We start from the raw sequence: 16,221 nt of genomic DNA, 5'->3' as shown, positions 1-16,221 counted from the left end.
GTCGCCGTGCCGGTCAAGCCCGGTGGTGCGGCCCCTCGGGGTCGTTGTCGCCCCGGGCGGGCGTGCCGGGCGCGGCGACGTTCGGCGCGGCCGGGGGAACGGGCGGAACGGAAGCGCCGAACCCGCTCGGGGGCACGGCGGCCGGCGGGTCGGCGGCGGCGCCGACGCTGCCGGCCGGGGGGTGTGTACGCGACGGGCCCGGTCGGGCCATGTTGCGCAGGGCGTAGGCCAGGGCACCGAGGATCGCCGCCGTGACGAGGGCGGCGGCCCAGTCCGGCAGCCCCGTCGCCAGGGCGAGTCCCAGGGCGAGCGCGAGCGCCGCGCCCGCGTACAGGGCGACGGCGCCCGACGTGGCGTACAGCGCGGCCGTGCGGCGCTGTTTGCGGGTCTGCTCACGCAGTTCGTCGCGCACGGCCTCGCGCGCCACCTGCGCAAGCTCGTCGACCAGATGCTTGTCGAGATGTTCCAGGTGATCGATGCGGTCCATGACCGCCGGGTACCCCGGGGCCCGCCCGCCTAACGCCGCGGCACCCCGGCGCCCGCCGGGCCCGTGCCGGGGACCGGCGGAAACGATCTCCCTTTCGGCCAACCCCAACTACCCTCGTTCCCATGGACATTCTGGGAGCCACGCTGCGCGTCTGCGTCGACGACCTGGAGACCGCGGTCCCCTTCTACGAGCGGCTGGCGGGCGGCAGAGCCCAGCGCTTCGAGCGCGGCGGGGTCTCCGTCGCCGCCGTCGGCTGCTTCCTGCTGATGAGCGGCCCCGAGGCCGAGCTGGAGGTGCTGCGCAAGATCGTGGCGACGATCGCGGTGACGGACGTCGACGAGGCCCACCGGGTCCTCACGGAGTCGGGCGCCCGCGTCCTGGCGGGCCCGCTCGCCACTCCGGCGGGCCGCAACCTGATCGCACTGCATCCGGACGGCTCGGTGTACGAGTACGCGGACCGCCGCACGAGCGGCTAACGCCTGCCGGCCGGCAGACGTACTCCCGGCTGCTTCTTCACCATGTCCGAGGTGATCGCCCACCGTTCGTGGTCCCGCCAGGCGCCGTCGATGTAGAGGAAGCCGGGCGAGAAGCCCTCCAGCCGGAAACCGCAGCGCCGGGCGAGGGCGATCGAGGCGGCGTTGCCGGGCTGCACGTTGATCTCCAGCCGGTGCAGCCGCAGTCGCGGCCCGAAGGCGTACCGCACGACGAGACCGAGTCCCTCGCCCATCAGCCCCCGCCCGGCAGCGTGCGCGAAGGCCCCGTAACCGAGGGCGCCGCACAGAAAGCCGCCCTGGACGATGTTGTTGATGTTCACGAACCCGGCGACGGCCCCAGCCTTGGCGCCGTCACCGTCGTCCTTCTCGCACACGAGGAACCCGGCCTTCGTCGGATCCTCGATCAGCCGCCCGGCGTACGCCGCGTACGCGTCCGGGCTCGACGGCGGAGCCAGCCAGGGGTGGTGCAGTTCCCGGCTCTCGCGCACCCGGCCGACGAACTCGGCGCCGTCCTCGTAGGTGAACGGACGTATGCCCACGCGGGGCCCTTCGGCGAGGTACTCATTGCGCTCAGACACCCAGTCACCTTACGCGCGGCCCCTGTTCATCTCCGGCGCCGCATGAAGTAGGCCCCGCAGAGGGCGCCGATGACCGCGGTGCCGAGCAGCGCCATCCACAGCGGCATGGTCACTTCGGGGATCAGCAGCCGGATCCTGGTGGCGCGGGTGTTCTCGAAGATGAAGATCAGGGCGAGCAGGGCGAGCGCCCCGACGGCGACCCTGACCGGCGTCAGCAGCCCCCGCGTGCCGGCCGCGTTGCCACCGGCCTTGCCACCGCTGTCGAAGGTCTTCGGGCTCATGAGGCCAGCATGGGCCGAGCCGGGGCTTCCCGCGCGCCCGGAGGTACGCCGGACGGGTGACGGCCGCGCCGCTCAGCGCAGCGCCGGCTCCTCCAGCGTCAGTGTCCCCGCGTCCGCGTCCAGTTCGGCCGCCACCCCGAACGGGATCGTCAGCGCCCCCTCGCAGTGCCCGAACCCGAACCCCTCCACCACCGGCACCCCGAGCCCGCCGAGCCGGTCGGCGAACACGGCACGCAGCCCCTCGTACGGGCCGCACCGCTCCCACGAGCCGAGCGCGATCCCGGCGACGCCGTCGAGCCAGCCGGTACGCAGCAGCTGGGTGAGGGTCCGGTCGATCTGGTAGGCGCTCTCCCCGACGTCCTCGATCATGACCAGTCCGCCGCGCGCACCGGGCCGGGCGTGCGGGGTGCCCCGTTCGGTGGCGAGCATGATCAGGCAGCCGCCGAGGGTGACACCTTGGGCCCGCCCGGGCACCAGGGGCCCGCCGCCGTCCAGGGCGGTGACGACCTGTACCGACTCCGGATCGAACAGCGTGGCCCGCAGATGCTCCTGGGTCCGCGCGTTCTTGAGGAAGTCGACGGCGGAGATCATCGGACCGTGCAGTGTGGCGAGTCCCAGCCGGACCGCGCACGCCTCGTGCAGGGCGGTGATGTCGCTGTAGCCGACGAACACCTTGGGCCCGGCCGCCCGCAGCGCGTCCCAGTCGAGCAGGTCGACCATGCGCTGCGCGCCGTAGCCGCCCCGGGCGCACAGCACCGCGTCGACCGTGGGGTCGCACCAGGCGGCCTGGAAGTCGGCGGCGCGGCCGGCGTCCGTACCCGCGAGGTAGTCGAACTCCCCGTGCCGGTTCAGGACATGGGGTGCGACGACGGGGTCGAGGCCCCAGCCGCGCAGCAGGTCGAGCCCGGACTGCAGCCGCTCCTCACGCACGGGTCCGCTGGGCGCGACGACGGCGACGCGGGCACCCGGCGCGAGCCTCGACGGCCTTACCAGTGGCTTCACTTGACGAGCTCCAGGGTCGGGATGCCGGGCGGGGTGAGCCCGAAGACCTGTGCGTACAGGGAGAGTTCGGCCTCCAGGACGCGTACGGTCGTGTCCGCGCGCCGGAATCCGTGCCCCTCCCCTTCGAACGCGATGTAGCGGTGCGGCACTCGCCGGCCCTCCGCCGCGAGCCGGGCGAGGAACCGCTCGCACTGCACGGGCGGGCAGATGACGTCGTCCAGCCCCTGCAGCAGCAGGAACGGCGCGGTGATGTCGGCGGCGTGCTCGGCGGGCGAGCGTTCCAGATAGCGGCCCGGGACCTCGGCGAGCGGGCCGACCAGGGACTCCAGGTACTGCGACTCGAAGTCGTGGGTCTCCCCCGACCCCCAGCCCGCCAGGTCGAGGATCGGGTAGAGGATCGTGCCGCAGGCGTAGACGTCGGTGCCGGTGAGGGAGGCCGCCGCGGTCCAGCCGCCCGCGCTGCCGCCCCGGACGGCGAGCCGGGCACCGTCGGCGGTGCCCTCCTCGGCGAGGGCGAGCGCGACGGCCGCGCAGTCCTCGACGTCGACGACACCCCACTGTTCGCGCAGCCGGTCACGGTACTCGCGACCGTACCCGGTTGATCCGCCGTAGTTGACCTCGGCGACGCCGATACCCCGCGAGGTGAAGTAGGCGATCTCCAGGTCGAGCACGAGCGGCGCCCGCCCGGTCGGCCCACCGTGCGCCCACACGACGTACGGGGGCAGCTCGTCGTCGGGCGCGGTGTACCCGGGGTGGTGCGGCGGATAGATGTGCGCGTGGATGTCCCGGCCCTCCGGGCCGGTGAAGGTGCGGATCTGCGGCTCTGGGTAGTGCACGGGGTCCACCGGGTCGTGATGGGCGGCGCCGATGACCCGGGCCCGTCCCGTACGGGTGTCCAGCTCGACCACCTCGTAGGCACTGCGCGGGCTCGCCCCGACGGCGACGACCCTCTCCCCGTGCACGGCGAGGGTGGCCGCGAACTCGGTCCAGGGTCCGGCCGCGTCGACGACGTCGCCGGTCTCGGGGTCCAGGACGCCGAGCGTGGTAGCCCCGCGCCCGTGCACGACGGCGACGAGGCCGCCGTCCAGCGGGGCGAACCAGCGCTGGCCGACCTTCCACAGCGCCCCGCCGAACTCCTCGGGGCGGGGACACACGGACACGTCGTCCCGGTACAGGTTCCACCAGCCGGAGCGGTCACTGACGTACAGCAGGGCTCCGTCGCTCGCCCAGTCGACCTGCGCGATCGACTCGTCGGGGCCTCCGGCGACGGCTCGGGCGTCGCGCAGAACGCCCTCGTAGGACACCTCCGCGACGATCAGCTCGGTCCCGTCCCACGGCATGCTCGGGTGGTCCCAGGCGAGCCAGGCGGCACGTTGCCCGTCGGGCGAGATGCGCGGGCCGGTGACGAACCTCCGCCGGTCGTCGGTGAGTTCACGCACCGCGTCCTCGTCCTCGGCGGCCGACCCGTCCAGCGGCACGGCGGCGAGCACCCGCCGCACATCGGTGGGTCCTTCCCCGGTGAACTCCTCCATGACACACCAGACTTCGCCGAGTTCAAGGCGCAACTGCGGCTCCACCCAGCGCAGTCCGCCGCCGACCGGGGACAACGGCGTGAGCGGGCGCGGTTCCTGGCCCTCCTCAAAGCGGTAAAGCCGCTGATCGGCGAAGTTGACGAAGACGACCAGCGGGCCGTCGTCGCGCATGACGCCGGCCCAGGGATGACCGCCGTACTCCATGACCCGGCTGCGCACGTTCCACGGCGCGTCCAGGACCGACTCCTGGGTGCCGTCCGCGTGGCGCCGCACCAGGGTGCGCCGGCCGCCCTCGGTGGGCCGGGGTTCCGTCCACCAGGCCTCGTCGCCGACGAAGCCCACCTGATCGGGCGACCCGTCGTGCTCGGCGGCGAGTTCCGCGTCGATGGGCGAGAGCCACGCTCCGTACGGCAGTGTCCGCACTGTCTTCCCCACTCCCCTAGGCCGTGCGCAGGAACCGGTCGAGCACCCGGACGCCGAAGTGCAGCGCCTCGACCGGGACTCGCTCGTCGACACCGTGGAAGAGTGCCTGGTAGTCGAGGTCCTCGGGCAGCTTCAGCGGTGCGAATCCGTATCCGGTGATGCCGAGCCGCGAGAACTGCTTGGCGTCGGTGCCACCGGACATGCAGTACGGCACCACGAGCCCCTCGGGCGCGAACTCCTCGACGGCGGCGCGCATCCGGGCGTACGTGGGTGAGTCCACGGGCGCCTGCAGGGCAACCGATCGGTGGTGGAGCTCCCAGGTGACGTCGGGGCCGGTGAGTTCGTCGAGGGTCGTACGGAACTCGTCCTCGCAGCCGTGCAGAAAGCGTCCGTCGACGTAGGCGACGGCTTCCCCGGGGATGACGTTGACCTTGTAACCGGCGTTCAGCATGGTCGGGTTGGCGCTGTTGCGGACGGTCGCCTCGACGAGCCGGGCGGCGGGTCCGAGCTTGGTGAGGAGCCCGTCCACGTCGTCCAGGCCGGCTTCGATCCCGTAGACGGCGGCGAGTCGGGTGAGAGCGGCCCGGACGGTCGGGGTGAGTCGCAGCGGCCACTCGTGGGCGCCGATGCGGGCGACGGCGGCGGCGAGGCGGGTGACGGCGTTGCTGTCGTTGACCTTCGAGCCGTGTCCGGCGCGCCCCTTGGCGGTCAACTTGAGCCAGGCGGTGCCTCGTTCGCCGGCGGCGATGGGGTACAGGTGGCGTCCGTCGCCGTCGTGGAAGGTGAACGCCCCGGACTCGCCGACCCCTTCGGTGCACCCTTCGAACAACTCCGGGTGCTCGGCGGCCAGGAACTCGGAGCCGTCCGCGGCGCTGTCCTCCTCGTCGGCGGTGAACGCGATCACGATGTCGCGCCGGGGCCGGACGCCGTGCCGGGCCCAGTCCCGGACCACGGCGAGGATCATCGCGTCCATGTTCTTCATGTCGACGGCGCCCCGCCCCCAGACGACCCCGTCGCGGATCTCCCCGGAGAACGGGTGGACGCTCCAGTCGTCGGCCTGTGCGGGTACGACGTCGAGATGGCCGTGCAGGAGCAGCGCTTCGGCGGACGGGTCGGTGCCCTCGATCCGGGCGACGACGTTGGTTCGCCCCCTGGTCCGCTCCACGAGCGTGGGTTCGAGGCCGGTCTCCGCGAGCAGCGCGGCGGCGTACTCGGCGGCGGGCCGCTCCTGGCAGTCGCCGCCGCCGTGGTTGGTCGTGTCGATCCGGATCAGGTCCGAGGTGAACGACACCACCTCGTCGAGCGCCTGCTGGTCAGCCATACTGCTCCTCCACCGCGGCCGATGCGATCGTCGTGACCGCCTTGAAGGTACGAATGCCCTCGTACATTGTGCCGCTGGTGTACGCCACCTTCCGCTCACCGATCCGCGCGACCCCGGGCACGACGGTGGCGGCCATGGCGAGATGCTCGGCGTCGAACTCCAGGGCGACGGTGAACGGGCCGCCGACGACGGGCTCGTGCCGCACGGCGAGAGCGGCGGCCTCCTTCGCGGCGGCCCGGATGTCGGCCGCGGTCCTGGCAGGTGTCCGGCACACGGCGGCGTACCGCGAGACATGGTCCTTTACGGCGACCTTCAGCGCCTCGGGCGCATAGCCGAGGGCGTCCTCGCAGGCGAGGTCGTCACCGGTGACGAGGACGACGGGCACCCCGTACTCGGCGACCACATGCGCGTTGAGGAGCCCTTCGCTGGCCCGGACGTCGTTCACCCACACCCCGGTGATGGAGTTGGCGAGGTACGTGTGGGCGAGGACGCCCTCCATGCCGGCGCCCGCGTGGTAGCCGACGAAGGCGATGCCGTCGACGTCGCCGTGCTGCACGCCCTCGACCATGGACAGCGACTTGTGGCGCCCGGTGAGCATCTCCACCCGCTCGTCGAGCTGTTCGAGGAGCAGGTTGCGCATGGTCCAGTGGGCCTCGTTGACCAGCACCTCGTCGGCGCCGCCGTCGAAGAAGCCGAGCACGGCGGCGTTGACGTCCGAGGTGAACATCGAACGGCACCGCTCCCACTGCGGGGTGCCCGGCAGTACGTCGGCCGGCCAGGTGACGCCGGTGGCGCCCTCCATGTCGGCGCTGATGAGGATCTTCATCGTGAGACAGTCCCGTCGCAGGTCAGCGGCTCGCTGTCCGAACGTTACGCGCCGGGCTCCGTCCCGGCCAGGAAGCTCCCCTTCGGCCTCCCGGCTGAACTCGACGGATCTCCGCACCGAACCGTTCAGTCGCCGGGCAGACGCGGCAGCCCCGCCTCGCTGCGGAGACGGGGCTGCCGAACGGATCTCTGCCCTACGGGACGACGGTGGTCCGTCGGCGCCCGGTCAGGCGCGGCGGGAGCGGCGGGCCAGGTAGAGCGCGCCGGCGCCGAAAGCGACCACGACGGCCGCCACTCCGGCGATCGGGCCGACCGGCGCGCCGGCGCCGGTCTCCGCCAGCGGCGGGGTGCTCTCGCTGGGCGAGGGCGCCGGGTTGGTGGGCGGCGTCGACTCCGCCGGGGGCACGTCCGGGGTGGTGGGCGGCGTGGTGGAGGAGTCGGGGGTGGTCGGCGGGGTCGTCTCCACCGGCGGCTCACTGCCCGCGGGGGTCGTGGGCGGCGCGGGGGTGGTCGGCGTGGCCGGGGTGCTCGGCGCGGGCTCCGACGGCGTGGGGGCGGGCGGCACGGAGGCGCCGGTGTCGCACGGCTTCTCCCCGCCGTTCCAGGCGGCTATGAGGTGGTACGGGGTGACCACGCCGTCGGGCTGGTAGGGAGCAGGACCGTGGCCCTCCCCGGTCTGGCCGTCGTACGCGATGTCGTCGCCGTACAGGTCGATCTGCCCGTAACAGTCCGGGGTCTTCACGCTCAGCTTCTGATAAGCGTGTTCCGCGCCGCCCGCATCGGCGACGTCGGCGGCGGTGAGGTAGACGGTGTCCTTGTCGACCATCGTCTGGTGGCCGGAGGTGTTCCAGTTCGGACCCTCGGTCGTGTACTCGGCCAGGGACACGGGGTACTTGCAGCCTTCCCCGACACTCTGGCCCGGGGCCAACCGCACCTCGACGGCGCCGGGAACGCTGCTCCAGGCATGGAACCCGCCCTGCGAGGTCCAGTCACCGCCGGCGATGCGGTACTGGACGGTGGCGGACTGGCACCCCCCGCCCGTGGTCGCGCTCGCCGTGCCCGCCGCGAGTACGGGTACGGCAGCGGCGGCGAAAGCGGTTGCGGCGAGGACGGAAAGAGTTCTGGGGTGGCGCGAACTCGACAAAATGGGCCTCTGTGGATCGTGACGTGTGGGAGGTGTGTCCAGCGCGGAGCGACCGGCGCGGGCGGACGCCACGAAGGCTCACGCGCCCAGGTCACTCACATCACTTCGCTCGCTTCAGACACAGCGAAGTGATCCGCATTCTGGCCACCTTTCACGACTCCCGTCAATCCTTCACGAGTTCGCCACATATCAGGTTGATCACGGCGGCCGTCGGCCTCGCGGTCCGGGCCGCCGTGCACCTCAGCGCTGCCGAGCCACCACGACCCATTTCGAGGGCAGCACCACCCGGGTCCCTTCGGGCGTGTACTCCGTCGTCGTGAGGGGGAGTTCGCCGCCCGCGAGGACCTCCAGTCCGGCCGCGCTCAGGTACACGGGCACCGCCGAGTCCGCCACCTCGCCGGGTGCGATTCCGTGCTGGAGCACCGGGCGCAGCTTGGGCGGCGGGCCCTCGGGTCGCTGGGCGAGGTCCATGAGCAGGGGGCGCGCGTCCTGCGACAGCTCGACCAGGAAGGCCCGGCCGCGCTGTCCGATGAGGGTGGCGATGCCGTCGACGAGTGTCTGCCGGTTGTCGGCGTCGCACTGGTGGAGCACCCCGCGCATGTACAGGTTGGTGTCGCCGAGCTTTCCGTGCAGTTCCTCGACCTCGGTCTTCTCGGCGCAGTCGAGCACTTCGTACTCGGCCATGCCCTCCGGGTCGGCCTGCCGGGCGCGCTCGATCGCGGCGGACGAGAGGTCGGCGCCGACGACCCGGGTGAACCGGTCGCTGAGGAACCGCGTCTGGGTGCCGTTGCCGCAGCCGAGGTCGAGGAGGGGCAACTCGAAGTCAGCGAGGTGCGGTTCGAAGACGGCGAGGTGGAGGCCGGCGGTCAGCATCGGCTCCGAGTCCCAGAAGACGGCCCCCTGTCCATGAGGGGCCTCGCGCCAGAAGCCCTCCCAGGACTCCCTGTACCGACTCGTCACGCTCATGCCCAACTCCCCAGGGTGCGACGGCTGCCCGTCCTAGGTGACGGGCCAGTTCGGTCTACCGTGCCCCGGTTGCGCTCACAAGCGCACCGCGTATACCTTCACGGCTCGTTCGAGAGGTGTACGCCGGTGTGCGCCCCGCACGCCCCGGCCCCGCGGCAACATCAATCCAAGCACAGGGCACCGACATCGCCGACGGAGCGTCAGCGCCTACGCGGCAACGTGAGCTCGAACCACACGGTCTTGCCGGTGCCCGTACGGCTGGCGCCCCACTCCCGGGCCAGTGTGCTCACCACGCGCAGCCCGCGGCCGAAGTCGGCCAGGGGCTCGGCGCTGAGCAGCGCGGGCAGGGTGTGATCGTCGTCGTCCACCTCGCACAGCAGAGTCTCGCCACGCACGAGCCGCACTTCGAGGGGATGTCCGTGCGAGTGCCGGACGGCGTTGGTGACCAGTTCGCCGACGAGCAGCTCGGCGCTGTCCACCAGCCGCGCCAGGCCCCACTCGTGGAGCTGCTCGCGGACCACCGCACGGGCCCGGCCGACCTCGGACGGGTTCGGGGCGAGCCGCCATTCGGCGACGTCTTCCGGTTCGATGCCGCTCAGCCGGGCCATCAGCAGCGCCACGTCGTCCTTGCGGCCCCCGCGCGTGTTGAGGGCGCGGATGATCGTGTCGCACGCGTCGTCCATGGAGGCGGCCGGGTGGGCGGCGGACTCGCAGAGCGTCGCCAGGCCCACGCCGATGTCCTCACCGCGTACCTCGACCAGGCCGTCGGTGCACATCACGAGCCGGTCGCCGGGCCGCACGCGCACGCGTACCGCCTCGAAGGGCACTCCGCCGACGCCGATGGGCGCACCGGTGGGCAGGTCGAGCAGTTCGCTCCGGCCGTCCTCCGCGCGGACCAGCACGGGTGGGATATGGCCCGCGTTGGCGATGTGCAGCTCGCCCTCGATCGGGTCGTAGACGGCGTACAGGCAGGTCGCGAGGTAGGTGTCGCCGAGGCGCTGGGCGAGGTCGTCGAGGTTGCGCAGGAGCTGGGCGGGCGGCAGGTCGAGAGCGGCCATGGTCTGGACGGCCGTACGCAACTGGCCCATCATCGCGGCCGAGTTGAGGCCGTGTCCCATGACGTCGCCGACGACGAGGGCGGTGCGGGCGCCGGGCAGTTTCACCGAGTCGAACCAGTCGCCGCCGACCCGGCCGAGCAGCGTGCCGGGCAGATAGCGGGTGGCGATGTCGCAGCCCGCCATGCGCGGCGGGATGTTCGGCAGCATGCTGTCCTGGAGGGTCTCGGCGACGCTCTCCTGGTAGGTGTACATGCGCGCGTTGTCGAGCACGAGGCCCGCACGGGCGGCGAGTTCGGCGCCGGTGACGCGGTCCATGTCGTTGAACTCGACGCGCTCCGGGTGGCGCAGCAGGATCATGAAGCCGAGGACGACGTTACGGGCCTTCAGCGGGACGACCAGCATGGAGCGGCCGGTGATCAGCGGCCGGATGTCACGCTTCTCGAACTGCGAGGCGATCATGTGCCCCATCTGTTCGCTGATGCGCGGCACGAGCACGGGCTGACCGCTGGTCATGCACTGGAAGAACGGGGTGTGCGCCGGGAACGGCATGGCCTCGCCGACCGGTACGACGTCGTCCCAACGACCCGGTTCGTCGGTGTGTTCGAGGGCGACGCGGTGCCACATCGTCGTCGTGTCGGGCACGCCGTCGGGGAACCCCTCACCGGCGACGACCTGTTCGCGCAGATAGGTGCCCGCCACATCCGTGAAGCGGGGGACGACGGCCTTGCTGACCTCGACGATCGTGCGGGACAGGTCGAGCGAGGTGCCGATGCGTCCGCTGACCTCGTTGAGGAACTCCAGCCGCTCGCGCACGGCCGCGTGTTCGAGGTCCTCGACGTCGTCCTGGAAGTCCTCGGGCAGGGCCTCGCCGGCCTGCGCCGCCCGGGCCGCGCGCTCCCGGCGGGCCTTGCGCTCGGCACGCCGGGGCACGCCCCAGTCGGGGGTGACGGGAATCAGGTCGTTCTGGCTGAACTCCAGGACGGGATAGCCCAGTTCGAGGATCTGGGAGACGATGCGGGCGCTCTCCCCGACACTCATGCTGGGCAGGATCTCGGGGAGTCTGCGGGCGAGTTCGTCGGCGCCGGGGAAGTCGGTGTGCAGGGCGAACCCGGGCGCGATGCGCTCGACGGCGCCCTCGTCGTCCTGCTGACGCAGTACGTCGGTGTCGGCGGCCAGCACGAGGAGCCGCTCACTTCCGGGGCCGACCAGGGGGTAGGCCCACCACAGCACGTCGACGCGGTCGCCGTCACGCTCGGGCACCGCGAGACGGGCGCGGCCGGCCGCCCGGTAGGCGAGCCGGCCGTCGAGGGAGGACTCCAGGTCGGGCCCGAGGCCGTCGTAGGCCGCGTACGACCCGTAGGGCGCCGTGTCCTCGTCGTCGAGGTCGGGAAGGGCTCCGGAGACGGGCAGCAGGTCGACGGCGGGCCGGCCGAGGGCCTCCTCCTTGGTGGCGCCGAACAGGCGCCGTGCGCCCCGGCTCCAGTGCGAGACGAGGCCTTCGCGGTCGACCACGACGACGGCCAGCGGGATACGACCCGCCGGGGCGTGCTCCGCCGGCGCGCTCTCCCCAGCCCCGCGGCTGGGAGGTACGCCCGTCTCGGTGCCACGTTCCATGGCGCAGGCCCCTTCTTCCCACGGCTCCGCAAGATCTGTGCCGTCGTCACCACCGTACGGCGCCGGTCCGTCGCGATGTGTGGCAATCCGCTAATTGGTCTTGGCCGGTCCGCTCCGGCGCGCGGACGCGCGCTCCGCGCGCCGGTACGGCCGGAGCGACCGGCCGCCCGGTCGGCGCCGGGGCTCTGACCTGCTGGTCAGTCGTCGTGTCCGAGCCGGAGGTCGCGTTCCGTACGGCCGCCGCCGGCCACCTGGAGGACGGTGGCGACCGGCGGGTAACCGGAGGCGAGGACCGTGTACTCACCGGAGGCCAGGTCGACGAACCGGAACGTTCCGTCGGCCGAGGTGGTGAGGGTGTCCACGACGGTGCCGGTCATGTCGAGCAGCGTCACGCGCGCGTCCTCGACGGGCCGTCCGCCCCCTGCTCGCACGGTGCCCTTCAGGACCGCGCCGCCGGCGAGTTCGACGTCCTGGCAGGTCTCCCGGGACGCCTTCACGGTGACGGGGAGCGCGGCCGGGCGGAACACGGGAGAGCCGACGGCGAGGGTGTACTCACCGGCCACCAGTTCGGTGATGACGTACTGCCCCTCGTATCCACTGCGGGTGGTCGCGACGACTTCGCCGTGCACATCGGTGAGCGTGACGGTGGCGTCCGGGACCGGATTGCCGTCCGCGCTCCGTACCCGGCCCGCCAGGCGCCCCGCGCCGCCCAGGAAGAGGTCCAGTTCGACGGGCCGCTCACCGACGGTCACGGTGACCGCCTGGGGCTGGTGACCGCCGGCCGCGGCGATCATGACGTACGTGCCCGAGCCGGGCGTGGACAGCGCGTACCGCCCGTCCTCGGCGCTCGCGCCACGCCCGATCTGCGCCCCCGTGACGTCGATGAGCGTGAGCGCCGCGCGCGGGACGACGGTTCCGTCCGGGTGCTGCACCGTGCCGGACACCGGGATTCCGGCGGTGTACGGCGCCCGGGTCTGCGGCATCGCCAGGGTGGCCGAGGTTCCCGCGGGGTCGAGGTCGGCGGGGGCGGTGGGGTGGGACACCAGCGGTTTCTCCTTGAGGAAGCAGGCGACGAGCAGACCGAGGACCAGTACCGGCACCAGGTAGAGGAAGATGCGCGGCATGGCGTCGGCGTACGCCCTGATGTAGCTGTCGCGCAGCGCCGGGGGCAGCGTGTGGACGAGCTGCGGGGTGAGCGAGTGGGGGTCGGGGAGGCGGGCGCCCGCGCGCGTGGGGAGGTTGTCGCGCAGGGACTCGGCGAGCCGGTTCGCGAAGAGGGTGCCGAAGACCGCGGCGCCGACGCTGCCGCCGATCTGCCGGAAGTAGGTGTTGGCGCTGGTCGCGGTGCCCAGGTCGGCGGGGCTCGCGGAGTTCTGCACGGCGAGGACCAGGACCGGCATCACCATGCCGATGCCGGCGCCGAGGACGGCCATCCACAGGCTGTAGTGCAGCCGGGGCGTGTCCACTTCGAGGCGGGACAGCAGCCACATGCCGAGGGCGGCGAGGGCGCTGCCGAGCACGGGCCAGATCTTGTAGCGGCCGGTGTGGCTGATGAGCTGTCCGGAGACGATCGACGCGCCGACGATGCCGGCCATCATGGGCACCATCAGCAGCCCGGACTCGGTGGCGCTGGCACCGTCGACCATCTGGAGGAAGGTCGGCAGATAGCTGGCCGCCCCGAAAAGAGCCACCCCGATCACCAGGCCCACCAGAGCGGTGACGTTGAAGACGGAGTCCCTGAACAGCCGCAGGGGGATGAGGGGTTCGGGTGCGAAGTGCTCGGCGACGACGAAGAGCGCGCCGGCCACGACCGCGCCGGCGCCGAGCCCGAGGATCTCGCGCGAGTCCCACGCGTACTCGGTGCCGCCCCAACTGGTCAGCAGGACCAGGCAGGTCGAGGCCGCGGCGAGCAGCAGTGCCCCGAGGAGGTCGAGCCGGGCCTTGGCGGTGGGCTTCGGCAGCTTCAGTACGACGGTGACGACGGCCAGCGTCAGCAGTCCGAACGGCACGTTGAACCAGAAGCACCACCGCCAGGAGAGGTGGTCGGTGAAGTAGCCGCCCAGGAGGGGCCCGGCGACCGAGGCGAAGCCGAACGCGGCGCCGATCAGGCCCATGAAGCGCCCGCGTTCGCGCGACGGCACGATGTCCGCGATGATCGCCTGCACGCCGATCATCAACCCGCCCGCCCCGGCGCCCTGCAGGGCGCGGAAGGCGATGAGCTGGTCCATGGTCTGCGACCGGCCGGCCAGCGCCGAGCCGACGACGAAGACGACGATCGCGAACTGGAAGACGCCCTTGCGGCCGAGCAGATCACCGAGTTTGGCGTAGACCGGCAGTCCGACGGTGGCGGTGAGCAGGTAGGCGGTGATCGCCCAGGACATCTTGTCCAGACCGTGCAGTTCACCGACGATCTTCGGCAGCGCGGTGGCGACGATCATCTGCTCCAGGGCGGCGAGCAGCAGGGCGAGCATGAGCCCGAAGAACACCAACCGGATGCGGCGCGGGCCGAGTTGGGGAGGCTCGGGCGGGGGTGCGGCGAGTACGGTAGCCGGTTCGTCCTGCACCAGAGTGATCCCGCCCACGTACCGCTCCCCTCGCCGCGCCTACCGACAATTCCCGCTTTGGGCGACAACTGTGAGCAAGCGCGACGAGTTACGGCGTTCCGGTGCGCGAGGGCGGAGATCCACTCGAACCGGTGAGTTGCGGCGAGATGCGGTGAGCTGCAGGGGGACGTGAATCAACACCCCTCAGGAGGTCGACCCTTGGGAGGTCGACCCTTGGGAGGTCGACCCTTGGGAGGTCGACCCTTGGGCTGTCCCCTACTTCTCCACCTCGGCGGCGAGCCTCTCGAGGAGGCCGTCGTAGATGCGGGCGAGGCCCTTGGGGGCGAAGGTCCGCTCGAAGAAGCCGCCGATGCCGGTGGCGCCGGTCCAGACGCTGGTGACGACGACCCGTGACGTGCCCTCACCGGCGGGGGTGACGCGCCAGGTGGTGACCATCGAGGAGTTGCGGTCCTTCTCGACGAGCTCACCGTCGGTGGGCTCGCTGACCTCCAGGAGGCAGTCCCGGACGCGCTTGCTGGTGGCCTGGAGCTTCCAGTGGACGAGGGTGCCCTCGCCGTCGCCACCCTCGCGCACCTCGTACTCGCTGAACTGCTCCGGCATCACCTTCGAGCGCGTGCCGCTGTAGTCGGCGAGGGCGTCGAACACCGTCTCCGCGTCCGCCGCGACGATGCGCTCCGTGGTGGCCTCGACCTGCGCCATTGCGTTCCTCCAGCAGCTGGTTCTTCGGGGGTTCGCGCTCACCCAACCACCCTGCCGCCCGGCCGCCCAAATCGGGGTGCCCTCAAGGACCTTCACGACACTCGAACATGCGATCGCACGATCAAGGGAACATGTGTTCTATTCTGGGGTCAGTGCTACCGAGGAGGTGTCATGCGCTGGGAAAACCTCACAGTGGAGTCCGGCTCCGGCCGGGCCGACGCCGCGCTGTTCGGCGCGGACGCGGTGACCACCCGTACCTTCGACTCCCCCGAGTTCCGCGGGATCACCTTCCACGAGATCCGGGCCCGTTCGATCATCAACCGGGTGCCGGGGGCCTCACGCATGCCGTTCGAATGGACGGTGAACCCCTATCGGGGCTGCACGCACGCGTGCGTCTACTGTTTCGCGCGCAAGACGCACAGCTACCTGGACCTCGACACCGGTCTGGGCTTCGACTCCCAGATCGTCGTCAAGGTGAACGCGCCGGAGCTGCTGCGCCGCCAGCTCGGCTCACGCCGCTGGCTCGGCGAGCACATCGCCATGGGCACCAACGTCGACTGCTACCAGCGCGCCGAGGGCCGCTACCGGCTGATGCCGGGCATCCTCACCGCCCTGCGCGACCATGCGAACCCCTTCTCGATCCTGACGAAGGGCACGCTGATCCTGCGCGACCTCGACCTCCTGGTGCAGGCCGCCCAGGTCACGGACGTCGGCATCTCCGTCTCCGTCGGCTTCACCGATCCCGACCTGTGGCGCACGGTGGAGCCGGGCACCCCCGCTCCGGAACGGCGCCTGGACGTCGTACGGACCCTGGGCGAGCACGGCATCGGCTGCGGGGTGCTGATGGCGCCGGTGCTCCCCTTCCTCAGCGACCACCCGGACCGGCTGCGGGCCACCGTGCGGGCGATCGCCGCCTCCGGGGCGACCTCCGTGACCCCGTTGGTGCTGCATCTGCGCCCCGGCGCCCGCGAGTGGTACATGGCCTGGCTGGGCCACCACCACCCCCATCTGGTGCGCCGGTACGAGCGGCTGTACGCGGAGGGCGCCTACGCCCCCAAGTGGTACCAGCGCCGGATCACCCGCCAGGTCCACGAACTGGCCCAGGAGTACGGAATCGGTCCCACGGGCGCGGGGATGCCGCGCCGGATCACCGAGTCCGTCGAGAACGACCCCGCCGCGCCCGGGACCGCGGTACCCGAGCCGGTCCAACTGACCCTCCTCTGAGGACTAATG

General features: G+C 71.8%; 14 protein-coding genes. 2 read left to right on the top strand and 12 right to left on the bottom strand.

All coding sequences use genetic code 11. The annotated features are described in order from the left end of the window. Positions 1-13 precede the first annotated feature (13 nt). Positions 14-487: a phage holin family protein gene (locus tag STRTUCAR8_RS18435; RefSeq protein ID WP_006377322.1), complete on the bottom strand. Its 474-nt coding sequence runs from the start codon at positions 485-487 to the stop codon at positions 14-16. A 122-nt stretch (positions 488-609) separates the two neighbouring features. On the opposite strand from STRTUCAR8_RS18435, the gene STRTUCAR8_RS18430 reads away from it, so the two are divergent. Beyond that, complete coding sequence (locus tag STRTUCAR8_RS18430) at positions 610-963, top strand: VOC family protein (protein WP_006377335.1); 354 nt, start codon at positions 610-612, stop codon at positions 961-963. On the opposite strand, the gene STRTUCAR8_RS18425 is transcribed toward STRTUCAR8_RS18430, so the two are convergent. From STRTUCAR8_RS18425 to STRTUCAR8_RS18375, 11 genes are all read right to left on the bottom strand, one after another. Further along, positions 960-1,559: a GNAT family N-acetyltransferase gene (locus STRTUCAR8_RS18425; RefSeq protein ID WP_006377329.1), complete on the bottom strand. Its 600-nt coding sequence runs from the start codon at positions 1,557-1,559 to the stop codon at positions 960-962. The genes STRTUCAR8_RS18430 and STRTUCAR8_RS18425 overlap by 4 nt on opposite strands. Before the next feature lie 26 nt (positions 1,560-1,585). Next, positions 1,586-1,840 carry a LapA family protein gene (locus STRTUCAR8_RS18420; protein WP_006377323.1) on the bottom strand — a complete coding sequence of 85 codons (255 nt, stop codon included), beginning with the start codon at positions 1,838-1,840 and terminating at the stop codon, positions 1,586-1,588. Positions 1,841-1,912: 72 nt separating this feature from the next. Beyond that, positions 1,913-2,842: a S66 peptidase family protein gene (locus tag STRTUCAR8_RS18415; protein ID WP_006377313.1), complete on the bottom strand. Its 930-nt coding sequence runs from the start codon at positions 2,840-2,842 to the stop codon at positions 1,913-1,915. Continuing rightward, a complete protein-coding gene (locus STRTUCAR8_RS18410) occupies positions 2,839-4,797 on the bottom strand; it encodes a prolyl oligopeptidase family serine peptidase (RefSeq protein WP_006377324.1) in 1,959 nt (652 codons plus the stop codon). The genes STRTUCAR8_RS18415 and STRTUCAR8_RS18410 overlap by 4 nt, the downstream gene beginning before the upstream one ends. A 16-nt stretch (positions 4,798-4,813) precedes the next feature. Next, positions 4,814-6,118 carry a M20/M25/M40 family metallo-hydrolase gene (locus STRTUCAR8_RS18405; protein WP_006377316.1) on the bottom strand — a complete coding sequence of 435 codons (1,305 nt, stop codon included), beginning with the start codon at positions 6,116-6,118 and terminating at the stop codon, positions 4,814-4,816. Continuing rightward, entirely contained in the window at positions 6,111-6,944 is an 834-nt protein-coding gene (locus tag STRTUCAR8_RS18400; protein WP_006377314.1) for a M55 family metallopeptidase, read from the bottom strand. The genes STRTUCAR8_RS18405 and STRTUCAR8_RS18400 overlap by 8 nt, the downstream gene beginning before the upstream one ends. A gap of 225 nt (positions 6,945-7,169) precedes the next feature. After that, positions 7,170-8,087 carry a hypothetical protein gene (locus tag STRTUCAR8_RS18395; protein WP_044472424.1) on the bottom strand — a complete coding sequence of 306 codons (918 nt, stop codon included), beginning with the start codon at positions 8,085-8,087 and terminating at the stop codon, positions 7,170-7,172. A 240-nt stretch (positions 8,088-8,327) separates the two neighbouring features. Next, entirely contained in the window at positions 8,328-9,053 is a 726-nt protein-coding gene (locus STRTUCAR8_RS18390) for a class I SAM-dependent methyltransferase (protein ID WP_006377328.1), read from the bottom strand. Between the two features lie 200 nt (positions 9,054-9,253). Further along, entirely contained in the window at positions 9,254-11,725 is a 2,472-nt protein-coding gene (locus tag STRTUCAR8_RS18385) for an ATP-binding SpoIIE family protein phosphatase (protein ID WP_044472423.1), read from the bottom strand. A gap of 197 nt (positions 11,726-11,922) precedes the next feature. Beyond that, complete coding sequence (locus STRTUCAR8_RS18380; RefSeq protein WP_006377312.1) at positions 11,923-14,307, bottom strand: MFS transporter; 2,385 nt, start codon at positions 14,305-14,307, stop codon at positions 11,923-11,925. Positions 14,308-14,544: 237 nt separating this feature from the next. Then, positions 14,545-14,988: an SRPBCC family protein gene (locus STRTUCAR8_RS18375; protein WP_006377332.1), complete on the bottom strand. Its 444-nt coding sequence runs from the start codon at positions 14,986-14,988 to the stop codon at positions 14,545-14,547. A gap of 171 nt (positions 14,989-15,159) precedes the next feature. On the opposite strand from STRTUCAR8_RS18375, the gene STRTUCAR8_RS18370 reads away from it, so the two are divergent. Then, positions 15,160-16,212: an Rv2578c family radical SAM protein gene (locus tag STRTUCAR8_RS18370; protein ID WP_006377333.1), complete on the top strand. Its 1,053-nt coding sequence runs from the start codon at positions 15,160-15,162 to the stop codon at positions 16,210-16,212. Positions 16,213-16,221 lie beyond the last annotated feature (9 nt).

Origin of the sequence: Streptomyces turgidiscabies Car8 (assembly GCF_000331005.1) — a bacterium.
Lineage (GTDB): Bacteria > Actinomycetota > Actinomycetes > Streptomycetales > Streptomycetaceae > Streptomyces > Streptomyces turgidiscabies.
The sequence above is the reverse complement of the archived record's forward strand: the minus strand, read 5'-3'. Positions and strand labels throughout refer to the sequence as shown.

Coding starts and splice junctions, on each gene's coding strand:
- STRTUCAR8_RS18400 (WP_006377314.1), bottom strand. CDS start 6,944: ATGAAGATCCTCATCAGCGCCGACATGGAGGGCGCCACCGGCGTCACC.
- STRTUCAR8_RS18370 (WP_006377333.1), top strand. CDS start 15,160: ATGCGCTGGGAAAACCTCACAGTGGAGTCCGGCTCCGGCCGGGCCGAC.
- STRTUCAR8_RS18405 (WP_006377316.1), bottom strand. CDS start 6,118: ATGGCTGACCAGCAGGCGCTCGACGAGGTGGTGTCGTTCACCTCGGAC.
- STRTUCAR8_RS18430 (WP_006377335.1), top strand. CDS start 610: ATGGACATTCTGGGAGCCACGCTGCGCGTCTGCGTCGACGACCTGGAG.
- STRTUCAR8_RS18390 (WP_006377328.1), bottom strand. CDS start 9,053: ATGAGCGTGACGAGTCGGTACAGGGAGTCCTGGGAGGGCTTCTGGCGC.
- STRTUCAR8_RS18420 (WP_006377323.1), bottom strand. CDS start 1,840: ATGAGCCCGAAGACCTTCGACAGCGGTGGCAAGGCCGGTGGCAACGCG.
- STRTUCAR8_RS18385 (WP_044472423.1), bottom strand. CDS start 11,725: ATGGAACGTGGCACCGAGACGGGCGTACCTCCCAGCCGCGGGGCTGGG.
- STRTUCAR8_RS18375 (WP_006377332.1), bottom strand. CDS start 14,988: ATGGCGCAGGTCGAGGCCACCACGGAGCGCATCGTCGCGGCGGACGCG.
- STRTUCAR8_RS18435 (WP_006377322.1), bottom strand. CDS start 487: ATGGACCGCATCGATCACCTGGAACATCTCGACAAGCATCTGGTCGAC.